Here is a 22,697-nt window from a genome sequence, read left to right on the forward strand (position 1 = left end):
AAGTTAGATAAGTTGCCAGCCTTTAGTTTTTAAAAAACTTTTACAACTATCACAAAAGTCTTTTTCTTCATCAAGTGGATTTCCGCCTTCAGCATCGCGCATTAAACATGTTTTTTTTGCACAATGCGGCAAGCCTGCTGTATGACCTAGTTCATGAAGAACTAATTTATAAAACTGCTTATTTTTATTTTTAATGGATAATCTAAAATCAGAAACCACACAAGCTTTTCCTGGTTTATAACCTAAGCCCATCACGCCCCAATCACGAATTCCGTTCTTTGTTGTACTGATATCTAAATTAGACAATCCAACTATTACCGAATCCTCGCCTATTTTATTTTTAAGATTTCTTATAATGCTATCAGCGCGATATCTATTTCTTGGTTTATAGTATGAATTTTCCGGAAAAGAAATATTTTCCCTCAAAACTATTTTAGGATTGATTTTACTTATCTCTGAAAAAACCTTCTTAGACTGTTCAATTTTAAAACTGCCTAATGGCTGAATAACAATAACTTTTTGAATTATCTGTGGCTTTTTTTTACTTTTTTGATCGTTCTCATTTTTACATGAAAACAAACTAAAAAACAAAATGAAAGCAAAATATTTCATTTAAAACAAGAAGCTAATTAGCGTTTAGTACGCAATCTTTTTAGGATTCCCATAAAAAAGAAGATCAAACCTAAAACCAATAAAACATAATAAAAAGACAAACTTTGATCTCTTATTACATTTGCTAAAACAAAACAAATAACGCTTCCGAAATAAAAAGTAAGAGGCGTTATATTTTTTAAAGAAGAAAAACTCATTGAATTATCTGAAAAAGATTATTTAAAGAAACTATCTACAAATTCGTATTTATTAAAGACCTGTAAATCTTCAATTCCTTCACCAACACCAATGTATTTTACAGGAATTTGAAACTGATCTGAAATACCAATTACCACACCGCCTTTTGCAGTTCCGTCCAGTTTAGTAACAGCAAGAGAAGTTACTTCGGTTGCGGCTGTAAATTGCTTTGCCTGCTCAAAAGCATTCTGACCGGTAGAACCGTCTAAAACCAAAAGCACGTCGTGAGGCGCATCAGTAACTACTTTCTGCATTACACGTTTTACCTTTGTCAGCTCGTTCATCAAATTGATTTTATTATGCAAACGTCCGGCAGTATCAATAATAACCACATCGGCATTTTGAGCAACGGCAGATTGCAACGTATCAAAAGCTACAGAAGCAGGATCGCTTCCCATGTTTTGTCTTACAATAGGCACGTCAACACGATCTGCCCAAACTTGTAACTGATCAATTGCTGCTGCACGAAAAGTATCTGCAGCTCCTAAAACTACTTTGTAACCTGCTTTTTTAAACTGATAAGCCAATTTTCCAATAGTAGTTGTTTTACCAACTCCATTAACTCCAACGACCATTAAAACGTATGGTTTTTTATCTTTCGGAATTTCGAATTCGGTTGCTTCTCCTCTATTGGTTTCAGACAATAAACCGCCAATTTCCTCACGAAGGATCTGGTTCAACTCTTCTGTTCCTAAATATTTGTCTTCGGCAACACGTTTTTCAATTCTTGAAATTATTTTTAAGGTTGTATTTACACCAACATCAGATGCCACAAGAATTTCTTCAAGATCATCTAAAACATCGTCATCGACTTTAGATTTTCCGGCAACAGCTTTACTTAACTTTGAGAAAAAAGTAGTTTTTGATTTTTCAAGACTTTTGTCTAAAGTCTCTTTTTTATCAGTAGAGAATAATTTTTTAAAAAAACTCATTATTGTTTAGATTATTAGATTGTGAGAACATCGGATTTTAAGACATCCGAAGCCTGAAAGCTTAAAAAAGGCAATTTTGTTCTTAAACCAGTTTAGATATTGTAAAATCTTTTACCCATATAAAGTTAAGAATAAAAGATTGATCTAAAATCATAAATCTATGTTTAAAAAAACCAATTTGGGCTTCTCTAAATTTTAGACAAATATAAAAATAAAAAAGCTACTTTCGGAATGAAAGTAGCTTTTCTATATACTGTAATTGTTATTATTTCTTTTTCAAGAAAGTATCAACTTCTTCAGGAGCCATAATAGATTCTACGAATGTATATGCACCAGTTTTAGGAGATTTTACCATTTTGATGGCTTTTGATAATCTCTTAGAAGATGTTTGTAACGATGCTACGGTTTTCTTTGCCATGATTCAAATGTTATTTGAAGTTTCTTATAAAACTCTAAATGGCAAAACCATTTGAGATTTACAAAAATCTCTAATTATTACTTAATTTCTTTGTGAACAGTTACGCGTTTCAAGATTGGATTAAATTTTTTAATCTCTAATCTGTCCGGAGTATTTTTTTTGTTCTTAGTTGTAATGTATCTAGAAGTTCCCGGAACACCAGAAGTCTTGTGCTCAGTACATTCTAAAATTACCTGGATTCTATTACCTTTCTTTGCCATCTTGCTATATATTTATTTAGGAAAAGATTATTTGATAAATCCTTCTGACTGTGCTTTTTTCAAAACAGCAGTGATTCCATTTTTATTAATTGTTTTTATCGTAGATGCTGCTACTCTAAGAGTAATCCATCTATCTTCTTCTGGAAGATAAAAACGCTTTTTAACTAAGTTTACAGAAAACTTTCTCTTAGTTTTGTTCATAGCGTGAGAAACGTTATTTCCTACCATCGCTCTTTTACCTGTAAGGTCACAAACTCTTGACATTATACTTATCTTTTATCGTTATTCAAAATCAGGGTGCAAAGAAAAGAAAAATAAACCATTGTAGCAAAAAATTATTGCACATTTTTCAAAATTTCTTTCTGTAATATTTCTAAACTCTTAATCGAAGCTCTATCTATCACTTTTTCACGTGGTTGGCCAAAATTAAATTCTTCAACAATTATATCATTTGGTGTAGCTAATGCAATAAAAACAGTTCCAATTTCAGCATTTGAATCTCCTTTTGTCGGTCCGGCGTTACCAGTTGTTGCAATTGCATAGTCTGTTTTAAGTATTTCTTTCACACTCAAAGCCATAGCCGATGCAACTTGCGCACTTACTACCGAAAATTCATCTACTAAATCCTGCGAGATACCGAGAACATTAACCTTTGCCTCAGTCGCGTATGAAACAACACTGCCTTTAAAATATTTTGAAGCGCCGGGAACTCCTGATAAAATCGAAGCAATTTTTCCTCCCGTAAAACTTTCTGCAGTAGAAATTGTCTTATTTTGTTTCGTCAGAATTTTTCCAACTACAGATTCTATCGTTTCATTTTCTTCGTAACCCACTATAATATCGTGAATTATCGCATCCAACGATTTTACATTCGCTTCGATTGCTTCTTCTAATTCTTCTTTATTGGTTCCTCTTGCCGTTAAACGCAAACGCACTCTTCCCGGATTTGGCAAATACGCCAATTTGATAAAATCAGGCAAATTATTTTCCCAATCTTCAATACGTTCTGCAACTAGACTTTCCCCTTGTCCGTACGTTAGAATTGTTTTATGGATAATATAAGGACGTTTATATTCACGAATAATCTTCGGAATTATTTCTTCTTCCACTAAATATTTCATCTCATAAGGAACTCCAGGAAGCGAAATAAACACCGTGTTTTCTTTCTTCATCCACATTCCCGGCGCAGTTCCTACTTTGTTGTACAAAACAGTACATTTTGACGGAACTAAAGCCTGATCTTTATTTAATTGCGAGATCGGTCGTTTATAAAATCCTTCGATTAATTCTGTTACGTGAGCCAAAACTTCCGGATTCACCACTAACTCATCGTCAAAATATTCACAAAACGTTTTTTTGGTAATATCATCTTTTGTTGGCCCTAATCCACCGGTGATAATTACGATATCTACTTTGTTTTGAAGTTGTTTAAAAGTATCTAAAATATGTTTTTTGTCATCACTAATCGAAATCATTTCTTTGGTCTCCACTCCAATTCGATCAAGGGATTTGGCTATAAAACCTGAATTTGTGTCTACAATCTGACCTATTAAAATTTCATCTCCAATTGTAATAATAGTTGCTTTCATACGAATAGAATATTTTACTTACAGCTAAGTAAGTCGTTATTAGAAAGTAGGTGTTGTCGAAAACGATTTGCGTGAGGGGGTAGAAACGGCATCCTTTTGTGACAAAAAGAAATGACAATTTCAACGAAAATTTTCCGGAACAAAAGATATAGTGTCCCGAAGTTTCGGGACCGACCCTATTTTTGACCTAAATTTAAAAGGCCAAAAATAGGGACGCGCCCAAATTATACGTCAAAGTCTTTTTTAATTTCTTTGATAGCCTCTTTCACTTGTACTTTAATACTTTTGAAAGTTTCTACAATTTCTTTTTTCTTGCCTTCTGCTTTTGTCCATGCTTCGACCTGAAGAATTTCTTCAAAAGCTACATTTAAACCCAATAAATCTAATGTTGGTTTAATTTTATGCGCGTACGCATAGGCATATTTATGGTCTTTCTTTTTAATTCCTTCTTTAATTTGTTTTAAATCCTCAGGAACTTCTGTAACAAATAATTTAAGAATTTCGGTTACAAATTCAGGATCATTATCTGAAAGTGCATATACTTTCGAAAGGTTATATTTTAAAGCCATTATTTTACTTGTATTCTAAATAATTTTTTATCTTCTAAAAAGCCTTCTAAAACATCGTTTGGTTTAACTGCTGCAACACCTTCCGGAGTTCCTGTAAAAATGATATCGCCTATCTTTAAGGTGAAAAATTGCGATACATACGAAACAAGTTCGTCTATTTTCCAAAGCATATGACTTGTATTGCCTTTTTGAACTGTTTTTGCATTATTTGTCAGTTCAAAACTAAGATTTTCCATCGAAATAAAATCGGTTTTTGGTAAAAAATCTCCAATAACAGCAGAGCCGTCAAATGCTTTTGCTTTTTCCCAAGGCAATCCTTTTTCTTTCAGTTTGGCTTGTAAATCTCTGGCAGTAAAATCGATACCTACACTAATTTCGTCATAATATTTATGCGCAAACTTAGGTTCAATATACTTTCCTACTTTATTAATTTTAACAATTATCTCTATTTCGTGATGAATTTCCTCAGAAAATTCAGGTATTACGAATGGATGCTGCTTTAACAAAACCGCCGAATCAGGCTTCATAAAAATCACCGGTTCTGCAGGTCTCTCATTTTTTAATTCCTCAATATGATTGGTATAATTTCTACCGATACAGATTATCTTCATTTCTTTATAAGTTGCTAAGTCGCTAAGTTACTAAGGTTCTAAGAAACTATGCGAAAAAACTTAGCATCTTAGAACCTTAGCAACTTAGTACTTATTTCGTATTTAATTTTCTTAATTTAATAGCTGTTAATACTTTTTTGGTATATAACGGAAAATCAGCATTTTGAATCCAGCTAAAATAGCCCGGTTCTGCTTCTAAAACTTTTTCCACTTTTGCACCTTTGTGTTTTCCAAAGGTAAAAATTTCCTCATTGTCCTTATCAAAAGCAATCATTCCGGCAAAATCGGCGATTTTTTTTCGGGTTGTAAATTCAGATAAAATTTTCATATCGTTTTCCAGTTCCGGATAACGATCTAACTGTGCTTTCAAAATTTCGTATGTTGCCATAGTATCTGCTTCTGCAGAATGGGCATTTTCTAAACTTTTTCCACAATAAAATTTCAAAGCAGCACTTAAAGTACGTTCTTCCATTTTATGAAAAATAGTCTGCACATCTACTGAAACTTTATTTTTCATATCAAAATCAACTCCCGCGCGAAGTAATTCTTCTGCCAATAAAGGAATATCAAAACGATCTGAGTTAAACCCACCCAAATCACTGTCTTTTATCATATTGTGAACTTGCGGAGCCAGTTCTGCAAAAGTTGGTTCATTGGCTACTTTTTCATCAGTAATACCATGAACAGCTGTTGTTTGCGGCGGAATTGGAATTGTAGGATTCACCAACCACGTTTTACTTTCTTTATTTCCGTTAGGAAAAACCTTAAATATTGAAATTTCTACTATTCGGTCTTTTCCTATATCAATTCCTGTTGTTTCAAGGTCAAAAAAGCAAATTGGTTTGTTGAGTTTAAGTTCCATATTTAAATTTTAATAAGTCTACAAATATAAATTTTAAAGACGAATTTTACCCGTTTTTTTTAGAAAGTTAAGGAATCTTATTACGAATATGAAATTACAACCAAAAGAAAACCCTTTCAACATTTAAACTGTTAAAAGGGTTAATTATTTATAAAATTATGATTTTTTAAAAATCTCTGTCAATATCAAAAGCTTCTAAATATTCAGCAACGCGTTTTACAAAACTTCCTCCTAATGCTCCATCTACTACTCTGTGATCGTAAGAATGCGATAAGAACATTTTTTGGCGAATTCCGATAAAATCACCTTCCGGAGTTTCGATAACCGCAGGCACTTTACGAATCGCACCCAAAGCTAAAATTCCCACTTGCGGCTGGTTGATAATTGGCGTACCAAAAACACTACCAAAAGTTCCTACGTTTGTAACAGTGTAAGTTCCGCCTTGTGTATCGTCTGGTTTTAGTTTTCCGGCTTTTGCACGGTTTCCTAAATCGTTAACCGCTTTTGCCATTCCAACAAGGTTTAACTGATCGGCATTTTTAATAACCGGTACAATTAAATTTCCGTTTGGTAAAGCTGCCGCCATTCCTAAATTTATATTTTTCTTTTTGATGATATATTCACCATCAACAGAAATATTCATTCCCGGGAAATCTTTTAATGCTTTTGCAACCGCTTCCATCATAATTGGCGTAAAAGTCAGCTTCTCGCCTTCTCTCTTTTCAAAAGCAGTTTTAACTTTATCTCTCCATTTTACGATATTAGTAACATCCACTTCAATAAACGATTGTACATGTGCAGAAGTTTGTACCGAAGCAATCATATATCCTGAAATCAGTTTACGCATTCTGTCCATTTCGATGATTTCATCACCTCCGTTTACAGAAACCGGAACTGCCTGCTGACTTTTTTGAACTGCAGGTTCAGCAACTTTTTGAGCAACCGGAGTCGCAGTTTTAGTCAATGTTTCAGTTTTAGCCGGTTCAGCTTTTGGAGTTATAACACCAGATTTACGATCGTCAACATATTTTAAAATATCTTCCTTAGTAACTCTGCCGTCTTTTCCTGAACCATTAATACCGTCTAATTCCGCAGTAGAAATATTTTCTTCTTTTGCAATATTTTTAACTAATGGAGAAAAGAATTTATCCGATCCGGTAAAATCCTGAGGAGCAGCAACAGTTTCCTGAGCCACTTCAATTGTTTTTTCTATTTCAGCAGCTTCTGCAGGAACAGCAACTTCTTCAGTTACTTTAGCCGTTGGCGCATCGCTTTCGGTTTCAATAATTGCAATGGTTTGACCAACCTGAACTAAATCATCTTTGCCAAATAATTGTTCAACTAAAATTCCTGAAACTTCGCTTGGTACTTCACTATCCACCTTATCGGTTGCGATTTCCAGTACTGCTTCATCAGCTTCAATTTTGTCTCCAACTTCTTTCAACCAGTTTGTAATAGTTGCTTCAGCGACACTTTCTCCCATTTTGGGAAGTTTTAATTCAAATCTTGCCATATTGTTAATCTCAAGGATGATTTTAATTTTCAGATTGCGAAATTACTGAATATTTTAAATATAAATTACATTTAATATAATTTTTTACTCAATTTTTATAATTTGACCTCTATCATTTCTTGAATTACTTCCAATAATAAAATTTGCTCTTTTAGGGAAAATTTTAAAAGTAATGCTCTTATCTTTAAGAGTTTCTATGATTTTGATACATTTTTTGAACGAAACATAGTGATTATCCAAAATAATCTCAACCCTTTTGCCCTTCGAAATCTGCGACGAATTTACCATTTTTTCTTTTTTGAAATCGAAAATAACCACTTTATTTTTCAAAATAAAAGTCAATTTTTCAGACAAATTCGCATTTAAAGAATACAAAAAATAACTTTCCGGTAATGGTTTCACTTTAGGTTTCCCCTGAAACATTTTAACAAAAGAAAAAAACACAATTCCGATTTTTATGAAGATAGAAAAAAATAAAGACTTTTTAAAATGCTTTTGGTAAAAAAACGTCATCGCTTCCTGAAAACGCATCATATATTTTTCATCTTTTACCGTACTTTCTCCTTTATAATGCAGAACGGTGGTTTCATTAAAATAATAGTTTGTTTTTTGCTGCTGCAAAGCGCGATACGACAAATCAATATCATCTGCATACATAAAACAATCTTCATCAAAGCCTTTTAAATCAAGAAATAAATCTCGTTTCATCAACATAAAAGCCCCCACAAGAATATCTACTTCTCCGGTTTTATTTTCCTCTAAATGCTGTGCATAATATTGGTTGAAAAGTTTTGATTTTGGAAAAACTTTATACAAACCAAAAATCTTCGTAAAAGCAACCCATGGCGTCGGAATTCCGCGTTTGCTTTCGGGCAGAAAACTTCCTGTTCCGTCAATTAATTTACAGCCAATAATTCCTAAGTTCGTTTGCCTTTCGGCGAAAGCCAGAATCTTTGTAAACGTATCTTCTGCAACAACGGTATCGGGATTTAAAATGCATACATATTTGCCTTTTGCCTGATCAACTGCAATATTATTTCCTTTTGGGAAACCGTAATTTTCTTTGTTCTCAATCAATTTTACTTCAGGAAATCGTTCCTTCATCATCAAACAACTATCGTCTGTAGAATTATTATCGATCACAATAATTTCTGCATCAAGTTCAGAAATCGCTTCCTGAACGCTTAAAACGCATTGTTCCAGAAAGTAACGCACATTATAATTGAGAATAATAACAGATAATTGCATGAAAATTTGATCCAGTTGATTTTTTCGAAAGTTAGAAATTTTCAGCTAAACCCAAGCGCAACGACCAATCGTTTTTACTAAGTCCAAAATCTAATATCAAATTACTATTGTTTTGTTTGTTCCATTTAATGCGAATTCCGGTTCCAACCGCAGGATTCCATTTACTGAATTTATACGTATCTAATTTTGAAACCGAAGAAATATTGGTAAAAAATACAGCGCCCAAAAAACCATTTTTAGTAATATCGGTTCTGTATTCTGTTTCGAAATAAATCAAGGCATTGCTTCGGAATCTATTTCTGGTAAATCCCCTGCCCGTTTTTCCATCACGATCCCAACCAATACTGGGCAAATCTAAATAATGGGGTTTTCCGCCAAAAGTTGACCAGTAAAAAGCCCTGGAAGCCAGCACTCTGTGTTTTGTTTTACTGAAGGAATAATATTTACGGGCATCAAAATAAAAAGATTTCCATTTTTCGTCATTTACGCCGCTGGTATTTATCCTGTAATCTGCTTCTATATACAAACCTTGCTCGGGATTTACGTTGTTTTCTCTGGAATCGTATAATCCCTGAATGGCAACTCCAAAAGAATTTTCATCAGAGAAATTTCTATTCATGTATTTTGAATAATCTGTTTCTTCATCAATATAAGATTCTTCAGAAATATTTTGATAATTATCCAGCAATAAACCCAATCCCAACCTAAAATTACCAATTATTCTTCGGGTTGCAAATTGATAAAAACGCCATTGCTGATAATCTAAAGTCGACATTTTTTCATCTGTATTATGTCCTCCCAAACCATAAGTAGGCTGTGGATAAATCATATAACGATAATCGCCAATAAAATTCCAGTTGTCGTTTTTTGTATAAATATAGGTCTGAATTGGAAAAACATATTGTTGGGTAAAACTAAAATAAGGCGAAAAAGTAACCTGTGACATTTTTGTAGTTTCCCGGTCTCCGAGGTAAAAAGTAGTTAAAAACGAAACGACTAATCCGGCATTTTTATCAGCATCAATTGGAACCGGAAGCAATGAAAATGCAATTTTTTTATTTGAATTTCTAGCTATGGAATCATTTTTATGGAAAAGTTTGTACAAAACATCCAGAATATCTTTTTTGTTGTTTACAACCGAATCATTTTGCGAATAACAAAACGACATCAGAAAAAGAAAAAATAAAGTAATTAGAAATTTTACATTTTTCATTTTGTAAGATTTTGAGAAACAACTTCTTACAAATTTAAAATTTTATTCAAAGCAGAACATGATTTTAGAATAATAAAAAGAAAACTCAGACAAATTCCAAAAAAGGTTATTTTTGATTCTGAACAAAAACTATTCTATTTATGAAAAGTAAGATATTGATTCTGATCATAACCGCTTTTTTAAGTTCCGGTTTTATTTGCTTCGAAAGTAAATCTGATTCTCAACAAGATCTCGTAAAAACGGCAACGTGGTATATTGCCGGTCCGGCTGTAGAAAATCAGGAAATAATCAATAAAATCCGCAAGAAAGAAGGAATAGTAAAAGTTACCGCAAAAGACAATCCTGTTGGCGAAATCGAACTAAATGTTATGATTACCGAATCAGATTCAAATGACGGAGCACCCACAAATATTTCAGATGCGTCTAAATTAGTGACCATTACTTATAAATCCTCTCATCAGATAAAAATACAAGCTCGCGAAGGAAATGATTCCGGTACTGGCTGCGTACATGGCGGAACACACGCAATGGCTGATTTACCCGCTTCTCCTGATAAATTTGTCACAATAAAAATTCCCTGGTTGGATTTTAAATTAAACGGTAAACCAGTAAACATTCATAATCTTTGTAAATTTAATTTTGTGAATTATCACCCAGTTTCGGGAGCTTTCTTAGAAATAAAATCAGTTATTATTGATTAGGATTATTTCAGAGCTTGAATAGAAATGAGAATTTAACCGCAAAGTCCGCAAAGTTATTTTGCTGTCAGGTTTAAGAAAGACAAGTTCGCAAAGCTTTGTGTAAAACTTTGCGAACTTTGCGTAATTCTTAGCGGACTTTGCGGTTAAATTCTGTTTACAAATGCAATTGAATTTTATATTTATTACAAATCTTCATTACAAGTAACATAATCGTTGAGAAAACTAGACTCCAGATTATTCCCGGAACTCCTTCACGAAAATACTCCGGAATTATTTCAATTTTAAAAGCCAGATTGAAATAATAAATCACGCCCGGCAAAATATAAATCAATAACGGATTTGCGGCTGCGGGCATAAAGAAATCGCTCCATTTGGTTTGTTTTTTAATTTCCATCAACCAGTACAAAAAGTAAAACAAAACGGTACAAATTGCTGCAGAAAACATGGTCCACGAAGGTGTTCCTTTTATTTTTGATATTCCGAAATAAGGTCTTAATAAATATCCTGTTACAAAAAACAAAACTGCAAAACCTATTACCGGCCAATTGATTTTAAGTGGAATTTTACGATCAAAAAACAATAACGAAATAACAACTCCGGCACTTACTAAAGAAGCATGCGTAAAATGTCCGGCAATAAAACTTAACCAAAATGTTTGGTGTATTATAGATCCTTCGATCAAATTAACAGAATTGGCAACAACGCAAATAATCAGAAATAATATCATTGTCCAAAGTTTTCCTGAAACAAGCCAATAATAAATCACGGTAAAAAGATACGCCCAACCAATTAAGCCGAGAATTCCCCACCATTTTGGCGTCATTCCTATTTCACCAGTGTCCTGAACGTATAGAAAATAAAGTGCGATTAAAACCAATATTCCGCCATATTGAAGTGTGTTTTTTAACCGAAGTGGAAAATCTTTTGGATATTTATTCCAGATTGGAATAGGCATTGAATACGCCAAAAGTCCCCAGAAAGCCGGAGCAATTACCATTTTTGCGGCATCATATCCATATTCGGCATTGACCATAAAAACGCCAATGATTATTAAAGCCAAAGCCCTTTTTAAAGTATGTGTCCAAATTGTTTTGGTCGAATCGCCTTTGAGCAATCTCGCATTAAATGCAAACGGAATCGACATTCCGACAATAAATAAAAAGGCAGGAAATACCAGATCTACAAAAGTCATTGCATCTGCATCGGCCGGCATGTGTTTCATCCATTGCGGCACATTTTTTACACTTGCCAGCTCATTTACAAAAATCATTACAAAAATCGTGATTCCGCGTAAAGCGTCTATTGAAATTATTCTTTGGTTGTATAAATTTTCTTTGATTTTCATAAAATGCTACATTTTTTGCAATGCAAAATATAACTTTATTAACAATACGCAAAATATCTTTGGATAACATAAATCCCAATTGTGATAAATAAAAGTACAATCAGTAAGAAAATAACACTAATTATTTTACTTTTACGACATGTTATCATTCTTTAAATCAAAACCACATTTAAAAGATCTTCTTTCAGAGGATTATGTTGATATTCATTCTCATTTACTTCCCGGAATTGATGATGGTGCCAAAAACATAAGTGAAACGACAAAACTGGCAAATGCGTTTAAGGAAATTGGCATTTCTCAATTTATAACAACACCGCACGTTAGTCATTATGTTTGGAACAATTCACCTGAAAGCATTATTGAAAATTCTATTGAAACTAAACTTGCATTAGAAGACAATAATGTTAGACTTCCGTTTTTGGCTGCAGCCGAATATTTTATGGATGACTGGTTTGAAAATCATTTCAAATCTGAAAAACTGCTGACTTTAAAAGATAATTATGTGCTTGTCGAAATGTCTTATATGAATGCTCCCGCGGAATTGTACAGAATACTTTTTGATTTACAAGTGGCAGGTTATACTCCGGTTTTAGCGCATCCTGAAAGATATTTATTCTATCATAAAAACTTTGATGAATACGAAAAACTAAAAAAAGCGGGATGTTTATTTCAATTGAATTTATTGGCTTTGGTGGATCATTATGGTGAAAAGGTGAATAAAATAGCCAATCAGCTTCTTAAAAAAGGAATGTACGATTTTACAGGAACCGATGTTCATCATAGCAGACATATACATTCACTTCATCAAAAAATAAAAACAGATAATATTTCTGCCTTAAAAGAAGTTATCTCTAATAATCAGTTTTTTAAATTTCAATAAAAGCTAAATTGCATCTCTGAAACAGTTATTCAAATAATGTTAAAAACAATATTCTTTTTCTTTGTCGGCACGATAGCAGGATTTGCTCAAATTTCCGGATGTCGTGATTCTTCAGCAAAAAACTATAATGCAGCTGCGACACTAAATGATGGAAGCTGTGAATATCAAAACTTCAAACTAAAACCGAAATATTCGAAGAAATTAAACGATTCGATTAAAGAAACTTCTGGATTAATTGCCTTTGACAATTTATTATGGACAAATAATGACGATCACGACAAAACAATTTACGGATTGGATTCTTTAGGGAAGATTCGAAAAAAAATTGTTTTGGATAAAGTCACAAATCATGATTGGGAAGAAATTTCACAAGACGATACACATTTATATATTGGCGATTTTGGTAATAATTATACTGGAAACAGAACTAATCTGGAAATTTTAAAGATCGATAAGAAATCTTTTTTGGAAGGAAATCCGGTTATTGAAACCATTTCATTTACTTATTCTGACCAAAAAGATTTATCTGCTCAAAAAGGAAACACGACAAATTTTGATTGCGAAGCTTTTATTGTTTCCAAAGACAGCATTTATTTATTTACCAAACAATGGAGCGCATCAAAAACCAGTATTTACGTTCTACCGAAACAAGCAGGAAATCATATTGCAAAATTTAAGGAAACGCTGGACACAAAAGGACTCGTAACAGGCGCAACCTATTTAGAATCAAAAAAATTGATTGCACTTTGTGGTTATTCAAAAACAGGAAAATCATTTTTATATTTATTATATGATTTTAAAAACAATGATTTTCTTTCGGGCAATAAACGGAGAATTGATCTTCAGCTTTCTTTTCATCAAATAGAAGGAATCGCGACCAAAGATGGTTTGCATTATTACATAACGAATGAATATTTGGTGCGAAAACCAATTTTAAATACGCCGCAGCAAATTCATTATTTAGATTTGAGTCCGGTGTTGAGTTCCTATCTCCATAAATAATTCGCAAATCGAGGTATAATAGTTTACAATTGCAAAAAGATATTTGCAGGATATTTTTTATCTTTGAAACTCAGGATTTTTAATCCAAATGGCTTTATCTTTGAGCCTTTAGAAAAATTGACATTCATTATGGAACAGAAAATACATCAGGGAAGAAACGTAAAACGTTTTAGAGAAATGCTCGGAATCAAACAAGAAGCATTGGCTTTTGATCTGGGAAATGACTGGAATCAAAAGAAAATTTCTATGCTGGAGCAAAAAGATGTAATTGAAAATGATATACTTAATCAAATTTCGAATTCATTAAAAATTCCTGTTGAAGCTTTTCAGAATTTTGATGAGGAACAGGCGGTGAATTTAATTTCGTGTAATTTCTCGGATAATGCAATGTTCAATAACAGAATTGAAGTTTTTAATAACAATCCGATTGATGAGATTAAAAAACTTCACGAAGAAAAAATTGCTTTGTACGAACGTATGTTGAAAGAGAAAGATGAAATGATGCAAAGACTTGAAAAATTAATGAATAAATAATTTTGGAATAATAATAAAAAAAAGTGTCATTTTCATGACACTTTTTTTATATAGTTTTAAATCTTCTTTATATCTGATTTAAAATGTAAATTATTTAAAAATTTTTTTGCAGTTTCTACTTTTTCGGGAAATAAAATCCTTTCCTTCAATTTTGAAGAAACCAATGATAAAAGTGCACTTTCCGACACTTTTACATATTTTTCGTTTTTTATAACCTTATTTTCCATAGTACAAAGGTATTATATTTTTTCTACTACTACACTAAAATAGTCTTTATTTTTCATATAGTCCTCTAAGTACGTATTCTGAAATTCATCTCTAAAACCCCCATAAAACTTATATTCCTTAATTAAATTATCATAATTTTTGTCAACGTAGCCTTTATAAATTTTCAATCGCTGATTGAACTTTCTACATTTATCATCTTTGCAATTCTTTATACAATTCTTTTTACACTTTTCTAAAAAATCTTGTGTACCATCACTTCCTTGAACTATTATTTTATCATTTGGGAAGATTTCGAAAAAAGCAAGTATGCTAGTTAGAACAGTGTTGAATACAGTATAAACATCAGCATTATTTGAGTTTGCATCATCAACTACAATATCATTTTCTGCATCATAATTTCCAAATGCTAAGTTATAGATATTTTGTTGTTCGTATTCTTGAATATACTGATAATCAATAATTTTAATTATTGATTCTTTGCCTTCACTTATGAAATAGTATCTTAAATAATTATTGTTCTCATCTTTACTTTCGGATAAAATATATGTGTTGGAATTCAGATTCATTTTGAAGTTATAAAAAGTCAAAAATAAATATTATAAATTAATTTCTTACATTTTTTTAAGTGCTTTCTGATCTTGTTTTTAGTACTTGCAGCTAAAACCCTTTTACTTCAAGGAATATTCTGTTTTTTGCTTCCATATGAAATTTCTATTTATAAGCTTTTTTTTATCAATCAAGAATGTCCTCATTCCTATCTCCATAAATAATTCGCAAATCGAGATATAATACCTTACTTTTGCAAAAAGTTCTGTTTTGTAAATCATTCAGAACTTATAATTTATAACTCATAATTTACAAAGTGAATTACTTATCTGTAGAAAACATCTCGAAGTCTTTTGGTGAAAGAACCTTATTTGACAACATCTCATTTGGAATTAATAAAGACCAAAAAATAGCTTTTATTGCCAAAAATGGTTCCGGAAAAACGACCATTATGAGTATCATTAACGGTTTGGATGAACCAGATACCGGTCAGGTGGTTTTACGAAAAGGAATCAGAATGGCGTTTCTTTCTCAGGATAATAATTTGCAGGAAGAATTAACGATTGAAGAAAGTATTTTCGCTTCAGATAATGAAACGCTTAAAATAATTGAGGCTTACGAAAAAGCGCTTGAAAATCCGGATGACGAAGAAGCGTACCAAAAAGCTTTTGATGGAATGGATCAGCATAATGCATGGGATTTTGAAACGCAATACAAGCAAATTTTATTCAAATTAAAGCTGGAAGATTTTAAACTTAAAGTAAAAAATCTTTCTGGTGGACAAAAAAAACGTCTTTCATTGGCAATTATTTTGATTAATCGCCCAGATTTATTGATTCTGGATGAGCCAACCAACCACCTTGATCTTGAAATGATCGAATGGCTTGAAAGTTATTTTGCAAAAGAAAACATTACGTTGTTTATGGTGACGCACGACCGTTTCTTTTTAGAGCGTGTTTGTAATGAAATCATTGAACTTGACAACGGAAAATTATACCAATACAAAGGAAATTATTCTTATTACTTAGAGAAAAAAGAAGAAAGAATTACATCCGAAAATGCGAGCGTTGACAAAGCTAAAAACTTATTTGTAAAAGAATTAGAATGGATGCGCCGTCAGCCAAAAGCGAGAACGACAAAGTCAAAATCGCGTCAGGATGATTTTTATGTAATTAAAGAAAAAGCACAAAGCCGCCGTCGCGAAAATAAAGTTGAACTTGAAATTAACATGGAACGTATGGGAAGTAAGATTATCGAGCTTCACAAAATCTCCAAAAAATTCAAGGATCATGTTATTCTGGATAATTTTAGCTTTGATTTTCAGCGTGGAGAACGCATCGGAATTATTGGTAAAAACGGAACCGGAAAATCTACTTTTTTAAATCTTCTTACGGGAACTCTTCCGCTTGATAGTGGCCGCGTTGTAAAAGGAGACACCATAAAAATTGGTTATTATACGCAAAGCGGAATTAATCCGAAACCAAATCAGCGTGTAATTGATATTATTAAAGAATACGGAGAATTTATTCCGCTTGCAAAAGGCCGTATGATTTCGGCTTCGCAATTGTTGGAGCGTTTTCTTTTTGATGCTAAAAAACAATACGATTTTGTCGAAAAATTAAGCGGTGGTGAATTAAAACGTTTGTATTTATGTACGGTTTTGATTCAGAATCCTAACTTTTTAATTCTGGATGAGCCTACAAATGATTTAGATATTGTAACGTTAAATGTTTTGGAGAGTTTCCTTTTGGATTATCCGGGATGTTTATTGGTGGTTTCGCACGACCGTTATTTTATGGATAAAATTGTTGATCACTTATTTGTTTTTAGAGGAAACGGTGAAATCGAGAATTTCCCTGGAAATTATTCTGATTTCAGAGCCTATGAAGATAGCGCTGATGTAGCTCAAAAAGAAGAAAACAAAGCGGAAAAGAAAGATTGGAAACAAAATAATCCAACCGGAAATTTAACTTTCAACGAACAAAAAGAATATCAAAAACTGGAAAGAGAAATTAAAGATTTAGAAATTGAAAAAACGAAAATCGAACAATTATTCTCTGACGGAAAAGTAGCTGACGCCGATATCGAGAAAAAAGCAAACGAATTACAAAACATCATCAATAAAATAGATCAGAAAGAAGAACGATGGTTTGAGCTTTCGGCTAAGATTGAAGGATAAGTTATCACGCAGAGATTCACAAAGAAAACGCAGAGCTACGCTAAGTTTTTTATTTTGTGAATCTTTTTGCTTTATTATTTGTGAAACAAAATCATCTACTTTATCATATTTTCGAATTAATTAAATACCACGTTAATGAAACACATTTTATCTGCAGTATTAATTTTGACTCTTTTTATCTCTTGCAACAGTGATAAAGAAATAAATCAAGAACCGCAAAAAACAGATTACACAGTTGAAAACGAAAAAGAAATTACAGATTACATCACTAAAAACAATTTAACGGCACAAAAAACTGATTCAGGTTTATATTATGTAATTAATGAACCGGGAACAGGAACTCAGCCAACTTCGACATCAAACGTAACTGTTGCTTACAAAGGATATTATTCTAGCGGAAAGATATTTGACCAAAGTAAAGCTGAAGGAATTTCTTTTGGACTAAATCGAGTTATACAAGGCTGGACAGAAGGTATTCCTTATTTTAAAACTGGTGGAAGCGGAATTCTACTGATTCCTTCGCATTTAGGCTATGGCCCGTTTGACTACAACGGTATTCCTGGTGGGTCAGTACTTATTTTTGATATAAAATTAATTTCGGTTAATTAGTTTAAACAAAATAATTATTATCTAATCCCAGTATTTAGTTTGAAACTGAATATTGGGATTTTTTGCATAATAATCAAAAAAAATGCGATAAATTCTTAAAATGTTAAATTCAATATGTAAGAATTTGGAATAATTGTATAAATATAACTAAAGTGGTTTTGCGAGATTTGTATAAGTGAAAACGAATTCACAATTTAAAATATATACAAATGGAAAATTTACATAACCCGGACAGTAACAAACGTACAATTCTAACAGGAATGTTTTCTGATCGCGACAGCACAGAAAGAGCTTACGAAACATTAAGTGAAAGAGGATATACAAAAGATGAAATCAATCTTATTATGTCTGATGATACTAGAAAAAAACATTATTCTGACAAAGATGACGATTCAGAATTAGGAACAAAAGCAGCTGAAACTGCAGGAACAGGTTCTGCAATTGGAGGAACTATTGGTGCTATTGTTGGCGTTATTGCTGCCTTAGGAACAAGTTTGGTAATTCCTGGATTAGGATTAATTATCGCTGGTCCGCTTGCTGCAGGATTAGCAGGTGCAGGTGCAGGAGGAATTACTGGTGGATTAATTGGAGCTTTAGTAGGTTCAGGTATTCCTGAAGAAAGAGCAAAAGTATACGAATCAGGAATTAAAGATGGTCATGTTGTATTAGGAGTTCACACTCGTAACGACGAAGATGCTGAATATTTCGAACAACAATGGAAATCAAATAAAGGTCAAAATATCTACAGATAATTTACCGAAAAATTGATAAATCAAAAAGCCTAATCTCTTTACGGAGATTAGGCTTTTTGCGTTTAACACATACTATTTCTTTTACAGGAATTAATTGGGATTCGTATCTTCGCATTTTCCTGTAAAATAGTTTTATGTTATTTCAAATAAAATCATATCTAAAATTCCTTTGGAATTCTAAAAACGAACATGCGGTGCATTCGCCTTTTGTTTTTAATTTATTGACAAAATGTTTTTACGATAAGAAACAAAAACCAGAATATCTGATTCTGAAAAATTACCGTAAATCGCTTCTTCAAAATAAAAATTTCATTGAAGTAACAGATTTTGGTGCGGGTTCAAAAGTTTTTAAATCTAATAGAAGACAGATTTCAAAAATTGCACAAACAGCTGGAATTTCTCCTAAAAGAGCAGAATTATTATTTAGAGTTTCAAATTATTTTAAACCTGAAACTATTTTAGAAATAGGAACTTCATTAGGTCTAGCAACTTCCGCACTTGCATTAGGAAATCCACAAGCAAAAGTAATTACGCTTGAAGGCTGTCCGCAAACAGCAAATGTTGCGCAAAATCAATTGGATGAATTTAACTGTAAAAATGTAGAAAATATTATTTCAGAATTTGAATCTTTTTTAATCTCCGAAAATTTACAAGCTACAGATTACAACTTAATATACTTCGATGGAAATCATTCTAAAAAAGCAACTTTAGCTTATTTCGAACTTTTATTACCAACTATAAATAATGATTCTGTTTGGATTTTTGATGACATTCATTGGTCAGAAGAAATGGAAGAAGCCTGGGAAATTATTAAACAGCATCCAAAAGTAATTGTAACAATAGATACTTTTCAATGGGGTTTTGTTTTCTTTAGGCGAGAGCAGAAAAAAGAGCATTTTATTATTCGGGCATAAAAAAAATGGCAACCATTTCTGATTGCCATTTTCAAAATTAATTTAAATAAAATCTTATTTTTTAGCTGCAGCTGTTTCTTCAGATTTAGCTCCCATTCTGTTTACAGTATACATTGGAGCAAATTTGATTTTCAAACCTGCAATTTTTCTATTGTCTTCTGCAGAAAGTCCTTCTTTTTCAACCGTATTTTTACGACTGTCAAGTGCTTCATACATTAATTTAATTTCATCCCAGTCTTCACGAGAATAACTGTCTTTGTTATTTTCTACTGTGTGAACAAATTGTTGGTATACACTATGAATATTTTGAGCATTTACCCAGGCAAAACTCATATCATCACCAATTTTTCCTTCACCAAACAATGCATTACGCAATTGTTGTTTAGGACTTACAGCAGGTGGCGCAAGTGCTGTTTGCATGCTGGTTTTAAATTCTTCGTATTTAACTTTACTCTCATTTATTCTTTGTGTTTCAGCAGTATTGTCTTTAATATCTGCAAGAGCCAATTGTGCATTTGCTGCTCTTCTGTCATATTCTGCTTCAACATCTTTCCAATCTGCTTTCAAATCGTCAGCTTTCACATTTTTTACTGAATCAACGTAAGTTACGTATGCGTCGATTGTTTTTTTAGCTTGTTCTTGTTTTTCATCTTTACATGATGTAAAACTTAGTGCAATTAATGCAATTCCTGATAAAATTTGTATGTTCTTCATAATTTTGATTTTTAAAAGTTACAAGACAAATATAGTTAAAAAAATGAATAATTCTAAATAATTACTAAAAATTTAATACTTAAACTAAAAATAATTTAATAAAAATTATAAAATATGATAATTATATAAAAACATATTAAAATCATATAACAACTATTTCTTGTATTAGATTATAATATTTTAAAAAATAAAATTGTTTCTGGAAAAGTCCTTCTGTCAGCCTCAGTTAGTGTAACAAAAATCAATTAAAAGCTACTTATGAATTATTGAAAAGTCTTTTGTACTTTTAAATCCAAAATTGTAAAACGAAATGGCAAATCCATTAATTAAAATAACTGACATTAAACGAAATTTTGTACTTGGTAATGAAATTGTTTATGTTTTAAAAGGAATTAATTTAGAAATCAACAAAGGAGAATATGTAGCTTTAATGGGACCTTCGGGTTCAGGAAAATCAACTTTAATGAATCTTTTAGGTTGTCTGGATACGCCTACTTCCGGACATTATGTTTTGAACGGAAAAGATGTGAGTCAAATGAAAGATGATGAACTGGCCGGAATTCGTAATAAAGAAATCGGATTTGTATTTCAAACCTTTAATCTTTTGCCAAGAACAACGGCTTTGGATAATGTGGCTTTGCCCATGATTTATGCCGGATATTCAAAGTCTGAACGTACAAAGCGCGCCGAAGAAGTTTTAAATCAGGTAAACCTGGCCGACAGAATGGATCACCAGCCGAATCAGCTTTCCGGCGGACAACGTCAGCGTGTTGCCATTGCCCGTGCTTTGGTGAATAAACCTTCCATTATATTAGCCGATGAACCAACCGGAAACTTAGACAGTAAAACTTCTGTAGAAATCATGAAGCTTTTTGGTGATATCCACGCATTAGGAAATACGGTAATTCTGGTAACGCACGAAGAAGATATTGCAGCTTATGCACACCGCGTAATCCGTTTGCGTGATGGTCTAATCGAAAGCGACACTACTAAATAATTTTAGATTTCTGATTTTAGATTTTAGATTATTTTCTAAATCTAAAAATTAAGATTCCCATATTTAAATCTAAAATCATAAATCTACAATCTAAAATAACAATGAAAGTATATACAAAAACCGGAGATAAAGGAACTACGGCTCTTTTTGGCGGCACGCGCGTTCCTAAAGATCATATCAGAATTGACAGTTACGGAACTGTTGACGAATTGAACTCCTATATAGGTCTCATTCGCGATCAGGAAATTGATTCGCATTATAAAACTATTTTAATCGAAATTCAGGATCGCCTTTTTACCGTTGGCGCTATTTTGGCAACTCCGCAGGAAAAAGAAGTTTTAAAAAACGGCGAACTTCGTTTAAAAAATCTCGGAATAATCGATACTGATATTGAATTATTAGAAAATGAAATTGACAAAATGGAAGAAAGTCTTCCGCAAATGACGCATTTTGTTTTACCGGGCGGCCATCCAACCGTGTCACATTGTCATATAGCGCGTTGTATTTGTCGTCGTGCAGAGCGTTTGGCAGTACATTTAAGCCATAATGAACACGTGCCTGAAATCGCAATTATGTACTTAAACCGACTTTCTGACTACCTTTTTGTCTTGGCACGGAAGTTGTCCTCAGACTTAAAAGCGGAGGAAGTGAAGTGGATACCGAGGAAGTAAATTTTCTTTAAAATTCAAAATTTTCAAAATCCCAAATTCCAAAGAAATAATTTAAAAATTCTGCGAATTTAAACAATATATAAAATTCTTAATATTGACAATTTTAGCTCCTTTTTTGGGATTTGGAATTTAAAATTTTTGGATTTAAAATTCAAAATATAGAGGCATTGTCTTCCATTTTTGGAATTTGGCGTTTAAATATTGGAATTTAACAAGGAACGTTCTTAAATTTTACTAAAATAAATCAAAATTTACTTGTCTTTTTCAGTAAAAAATTTATTTTTGCACAAACTAAACAAGATAACAGATGTATTGGACATTAGAATTAGCATCTTATTTAAGTGATGCACCATGGCCTGCTAACAAAGATGAACTTATTGACTACGCTATTAGAGCTGGTGCTCCATTAGAAGTGGTAGAGAACCTTCAATCAATCGAGGACGAAGGTGAGATATATGAATCAATGGAAGAAATTTGGCCTGATTATCCAACAGACGAAGATTATCTTTGGAATGAGGATGAATATTAAAAAATAAACCAAAGGAAAAGTCTCATCAAGGA

The 22,697-nt window shown here is 32.3% G+C and carries 26 protein-coding genes; 11 read left to right on the forward strand and 15 right to left on the reverse strand.

What is annotated here, in order from left to right:
• Positions 1-3: 3 nt before the first annotated feature.
• From AC3QL1_RS21355 to AC3QL1_RS21410, 12 genes are all read right to left on the reverse strand, one after another.
• Positions 4-612 (reverse strand): Zn-dependent protease, encoded by a 609-nt coding sequence (locus AC3QL1_RS21355; protein WP_492494144.1) that lies wholly within the window; start codon positions 610-612, stop codon positions 4-6.
• 215 nt (positions 613-827) lie between these two features.
• Positions 828-1,781 carry a signal recognition particle-docking protein FtsY gene (ftsY, locus tag AC3QL1_RS21360; protein ID WP_492494145.1) on the reverse strand — a complete coding sequence of 318 codons (954 nt, stop codon included), beginning with the start codon at positions 1,779-1,781 and terminating at the stop codon, positions 828-830.
• Positions 1,782-2,046: 265 nt separating this feature from the next.
• The gene (locus AC3QL1_RS21365; RefSeq protein ID WP_007805819.1) at positions 2,047-2,199 is read right to left on the reverse strand and encodes a DUF4295 domain-containing protein; all 153 of its coding nucleotides are present in this window, start codon (positions 2,197-2,199) and stop codon (positions 2,047-2,049) included.
• 77 nt (positions 2,200-2,276) lie between these two features.
• Entirely contained in the window at positions 2,277-2,459 is a 183-nt protein-coding gene (gene rpmG, locus AC3QL1_RS21370) for a 50S ribosomal protein L33 (protein WP_008253902.1), read from the reverse strand.
• Positions 2,460-2,486: 27 nt separating this feature from the next.
• Positions 2,487-2,723, reverse strand: a complete 237-nt coding sequence (rpmB, locus tag AC3QL1_RS21375; RefSeq protein ID WP_008468080.1) for a 50S ribosomal protein L28 — start codon at positions 2,721-2,723, stop codon at positions 2,487-2,489.
• Between the two features lie 71 nt (positions 2,724-2,794).
• On the reverse strand, positions 2,795-4,048 hold the full coding sequence (locus tag AC3QL1_RS21380) for a CinA family nicotinamide mononucleotide deamidase-related protein (RefSeq protein WP_492494146.1): 1,254 nt from the start codon (positions 4,046-4,048) through the stop codon (positions 2,795-2,797).
• Positions 4,049-4,272: 224 nt separating this feature from the next.
• Positions 4,273-4,617 (reverse strand): Hpt domain-containing protein, encoded by a 345-nt coding sequence (locus tag AC3QL1_RS21385; protein ID WP_492494147.1) that lies wholly within the window; start codon positions 4,615-4,617, stop codon positions 4,273-4,275.
• Positions 4,617-5,228: a fumarylacetoacetate hydrolase family protein gene (locus tag AC3QL1_RS21390; RefSeq protein ID WP_492494148.1), complete on the reverse strand. Its 612-nt coding sequence runs from the start codon at positions 5,226-5,228 to the stop codon at positions 4,617-4,619. Before AC3QL1_RS21390 ends, AC3QL1_RS21385 begins: the two co-directional genes overlap by 1 nt.
• Before the next feature lie 91 nt (positions 5,229-5,319).
• Complete coding sequence (locus AC3QL1_RS21395; RefSeq protein WP_492494149.1) at positions 5,320-6,090, reverse strand: exonuclease domain-containing protein; 771 nt, start codon at positions 6,088-6,090, stop codon at positions 5,320-5,322.
• Between the two features lie 166 nt (positions 6,091-6,256).
• The gene (locus AC3QL1_RS21400; protein WP_492494150.1) at positions 6,257-7,603 is read right to left on the reverse strand and encodes a dihydrolipoamide acetyltransferase family protein; all 1,347 of its coding nucleotides are present in this window, start codon (positions 7,601-7,603) and stop codon (positions 6,257-6,259) included.
• A gap of 84 nt (positions 7,604-7,687) precedes the next feature.
• On the reverse strand, positions 7,688-8,851 hold the full coding sequence (locus tag AC3QL1_RS21405) for a glycosyltransferase family 2 protein (RefSeq protein ID WP_492494151.1): 1,164 nt from the start codon (positions 8,849-8,851) through the stop codon (positions 7,688-7,690).
• Positions 8,852-8,882: 31 nt separating this feature from the next.
• Complete coding sequence (locus tag AC3QL1_RS21410; protein WP_492494152.1) at positions 8,883-10,064, reverse strand: hypothetical protein; 1,182 nt, start codon at positions 10,062-10,064, stop codon at positions 8,883-8,885.
• A gap of 140 nt (positions 10,065-10,204) precedes the next feature.
• Here AC3QL1_RS21410 and AC3QL1_RS21415 point away from each other — a divergent pair, with 140 nt between their 5' ends.
• On the forward strand, positions 10,205-10,765 hold the full coding sequence (locus AC3QL1_RS21415) for a hypothetical protein (RefSeq protein ID WP_492494153.1): 561 nt from the start codon (positions 10,205-10,207) through the stop codon (positions 10,763-10,765).
• Between the two features lie 154 nt (positions 10,766-10,919).
• Here the strand turns inward: AC3QL1_RS21415 and AC3QL1_RS21420 are convergent, their stop codons facing one another.
• Positions 10,920-12,110: a DUF5009 domain-containing protein gene (locus tag AC3QL1_RS21420; RefSeq protein WP_492494154.1), complete on the reverse strand. Its 1,191-nt coding sequence runs from the start codon at positions 12,108-12,110 to the stop codon at positions 10,920-10,922.
• Positions 12,111-12,249: 139 nt separating this feature from the next.
• On the opposite strand from AC3QL1_RS21420, the gene AC3QL1_RS21425 reads away from it, so the two are divergent.
• The 3 genes from AC3QL1_RS21425 (at position 12,250) to AC3QL1_RS21435 (ending at position 14,526) form a co-directional block, all read left to right on the forward strand.
• Positions 12,250-12,990, forward strand: a complete 741-nt coding sequence (locus tag AC3QL1_RS21425) for a tyrosine-protein phosphatase (protein WP_492494155.1) — start codon at positions 12,250-12,252, stop codon at positions 12,988-12,990.
• 36 nt (positions 12,991-13,026) lie between these two features.
• Positions 13,027-13,992: a T9SS C-terminal target domain-containing protein gene (locus AC3QL1_RS21430; protein ID WP_492494156.1), complete on the forward strand. Its 966-nt coding sequence runs from the start codon at positions 13,027-13,029 to the stop codon at positions 13,990-13,992.
• 129 nt (positions 13,993-14,121) lie between these two features.
• Entirely contained in the window at positions 14,122-14,526 is a 405-nt protein-coding gene (locus AC3QL1_RS21435; RefSeq protein ID WP_492494157.1) for an XRE family transcriptional regulator, read from the forward strand.
• Between the two features lie 239 nt (positions 14,527-14,765).
• On the opposite strand, the gene AC3QL1_RS21440 is transcribed toward AC3QL1_RS21435, so the two are convergent.
• Positions 14,766-15,320, reverse strand: coding sequence for a DUF6934 family protein (locus AC3QL1_RS21440; protein WP_492494158.1), 555 nt, complete (start codon positions 15,318-15,320; stop codon positions 14,766-14,768).
• 296 nt (positions 15,321-15,616) lie between these two features.
• Between AC3QL1_RS21440 and AC3QL1_RS21445 the strand changes: the two genes are divergently transcribed.
• The 4 genes from AC3QL1_RS21445 (at position 15,617) to AC3QL1_RS21460 (ending at position 19,754) form a co-directional block, all read left to right on the forward strand.
• On the forward strand, positions 15,617-17,479 hold the full coding sequence (locus AC3QL1_RS21445; RefSeq protein WP_492494159.1) for an ABC-F family ATP-binding cassette domain-containing protein: 1,863 nt from the start codon (positions 15,617-15,619) through the stop codon (positions 17,477-17,479).
• Positions 17,480-17,614: 135 nt separating this feature from the next.
• Positions 17,615-18,088: an FKBP-type peptidyl-prolyl cis-trans isomerase gene (locus AC3QL1_RS21450; protein WP_492494160.1), complete on the forward strand. Its 474-nt coding sequence runs from the start codon at positions 17,615-17,617 to the stop codon at positions 18,086-18,088.
• Positions 18,089-18,297: 209 nt separating this feature from the next.
• Positions 18,298-18,840 carry a hypothetical protein gene (locus tag AC3QL1_RS21455; RefSeq protein WP_492494161.1) on the forward strand — a complete coding sequence of 181 codons (543 nt, stop codon included), beginning with the start codon at positions 18,298-18,300 and terminating at the stop codon, positions 18,838-18,840.
• 134 nt (positions 18,841-18,974) lie between these two features.
• Complete coding sequence (locus AC3QL1_RS21460) at positions 18,975-19,754, forward strand: O-methyltransferase (protein WP_492494162.1); 780 nt, start codon at positions 18,975-18,977, stop codon at positions 19,752-19,754.
• 54 nt (positions 19,755-19,808) lie between these two features.
• Here the strand turns inward: AC3QL1_RS21460 and AC3QL1_RS21465 are convergent, their stop codons facing one another.
• Positions 19,809-20,468, reverse strand: a complete 660-nt coding sequence (locus AC3QL1_RS21465) for a DUF6565 domain-containing protein (RefSeq protein WP_492494163.1) — start codon at positions 20,466-20,468, stop codon at positions 19,809-19,811.
• A gap of 310 nt (positions 20,469-20,778) precedes the next feature.
• Between AC3QL1_RS21465 and AC3QL1_RS21470 the strand changes: the two genes are divergently transcribed.
• From AC3QL1_RS21470 to AC3QL1_RS21480, 3 genes are all read left to right on the forward strand, one after another.
• Entirely contained in the window at positions 20,779-21,465 is a 687-nt protein-coding gene (locus AC3QL1_RS21470) for an ABC transporter ATP-binding protein (protein WP_492494164.1), read from the forward strand.
• Between the two features lie 101 nt (positions 21,466-21,566).
• Entirely contained in the window at positions 21,567-22,136 is a 570-nt protein-coding gene (locus AC3QL1_RS21475) for a cob(I)yrinic acid a,c-diamide adenosyltransferase (protein WP_492494165.1), read from the forward strand.
• A 307-nt stretch (positions 22,137-22,443) separates the two neighbouring features.
• Positions 22,444-22,665, forward strand: a complete 222-nt coding sequence (locus AC3QL1_RS21480) for a DUF2795 domain-containing protein (RefSeq protein WP_007138072.1) — start codon at positions 22,444-22,446, stop codon at positions 22,663-22,665.
• Positions 22,666-22,697: the final 32 nt, after the last annotated feature.

Source organism: Flavobacterium sp. GW823-FHT04A11 (assembly GCF_058796535.1).

Excerpts from the sequence above, each read along its gene's own strand:
- AC3QL1_RS21355 (WP_492494144.1), bottom strand. The coding sequence starts at position 612 with ATGAAATATTTTGCTTTCATTTTGTTTTTTAGTTTGTTTTCATGTAAA.
- ftsY (WP_492494145.1), bottom strand. The coding sequence starts at position 1,781 with ATGAGTTTTTTTAAAAAATTATTCTCTACTGATAAAAAAGAGACTTTA.
- AC3QL1_RS21365 (WP_007805819.1), bottom strand. The coding sequence starts at position 2,199 with ATGGCAAAGAAAACCGTAGCATCGTTACAAACATCTTCTAAGAGATTA.
- rpmG (WP_008253902.1), bottom strand. The coding sequence starts at position 2,459 with ATGGCAAAGAAAGGTAATAGAATCCAGGTAATTTTAGAATGTACTGAG.
- rpmB (WP_008468080.1), bottom strand. The coding sequence starts at position 2,723 with ATGTCAAGAGTTTGTGACCTTACAGGTAAAAGAGCGATGGTAGGAAAT.
- AC3QL1_RS21380 (WP_492494146.1), bottom strand. The coding sequence starts at position 4,048 with ATGAAAGCAACTATTATTACAATTGGAGATGAAATTTTAATAGGTCAG.
- AC3QL1_RS21385 (WP_492494147.1), bottom strand. The coding sequence starts at position 4,617 with ATGGCTTTAAAATATAACCTTTCGAAAGTATATGCACTTTCAGATAAT.
- AC3QL1_RS21390 (WP_492494148.1), bottom strand. The coding sequence starts at position 5,228 with ATGAAGATAATCTGTATCGGTAGAAATTATACCAATCATATTGAGGAA.
- AC3QL1_RS21395 (WP_492494149.1), bottom strand. The coding sequence starts at position 6,090 with ATGGAACTTAAACTCAACAAACCAATTTGCTTTTTTGACCTTGAAACA.
- AC3QL1_RS21400 (WP_492494150.1), bottom strand. The coding sequence starts at position 7,603 with ATGGCAAGATTTGAATTAAAACTTCCCAAAATGGGAGAAAGTGTCGCT.
- AC3QL1_RS21405 (WP_492494151.1), bottom strand. The coding sequence starts at position 8,851 with ATGCAATTATCTGTTATTATTCTCAATTATAATGTGCGTTACTTTCTG.
- AC3QL1_RS21410 (WP_492494152.1), bottom strand. The coding sequence starts at position 10,064 with ATGAAAAATGTAAAATTTCTAATTACTTTATTTTTTCTTTTTCTGATG.
- AC3QL1_RS21415 (WP_492494153.1), top strand. The coding sequence starts at position 10,205 with ATGAAAAGTAAGATATTGATTCTGATCATAACCGCTTTTTTAAGTTCC.
- AC3QL1_RS21420 (WP_492494154.1), bottom strand. The coding sequence starts at position 12,110 with ATGAAAATCAAAGAAAATTTATACAACCAAAGAATAATTTCAATAGAC.
- AC3QL1_RS21425 (WP_492494155.1), top strand. The coding sequence starts at position 12,250 with ATGTTATCATTCTTTAAATCAAAACCACATTTAAAAGATCTTCTTTCA.
- AC3QL1_RS21430 (WP_492494156.1), top strand. The coding sequence starts at position 13,027 with ATGTTAAAAACAATATTCTTTTTCTTTGTCGGCACGATAGCAGGATTT.
- AC3QL1_RS21435 (WP_492494157.1), top strand. The coding sequence starts at position 14,122 with ATGGAACAGAAAATACATCAGGGAAGAAACGTAAAACGTTTTAGAGAA.
- AC3QL1_RS21440 (WP_492494158.1), bottom strand. The coding sequence starts at position 15,320 with ATGAATCTGAATTCCAACACATATATTTTATCCGAAAGTAAAGATGAG.
- AC3QL1_RS21450 (WP_492494160.1), top strand. The coding sequence starts at position 17,615 with ATGAAACACATTTTATCTGCAGTATTAATTTTGACTCTTTTTATCTCT.
- AC3QL1_RS21455 (WP_492494161.1), top strand. The coding sequence starts at position 18,298 with ATGGAAAATTTACATAACCCGGACAGTAACAAACGTACAATTCTAACA.
- AC3QL1_RS21460 (WP_492494162.1), top strand. The coding sequence starts at position 18,975 with ATGTTATTTCAAATAAAATCATATCTAAAATTCCTTTGGAATTCTAAA.
- AC3QL1_RS21465 (WP_492494163.1), bottom strand. The coding sequence starts at position 20,468 with ATGAAGAACATACAAATTTTATCAGGAATTGCATTAATTGCACTAAGT.
- AC3QL1_RS21470 (WP_492494164.1), top strand. The coding sequence starts at position 20,779 with ATGGCAAATCCATTAATTAAAATAACTGACATTAAACGAAATTTTGTA.
- AC3QL1_RS21475 (WP_492494165.1), top strand. The coding sequence starts at position 21,567 with ATGAAAGTATATACAAAAACCGGAGATAAAGGAACTACGGCTCTTTTT.
- AC3QL1_RS21480 (WP_007138072.1), top strand. The coding sequence starts at position 22,444 with ATGTATTGGACATTAGAATTAGCATCTTATTTAAGTGATGCACCATGG.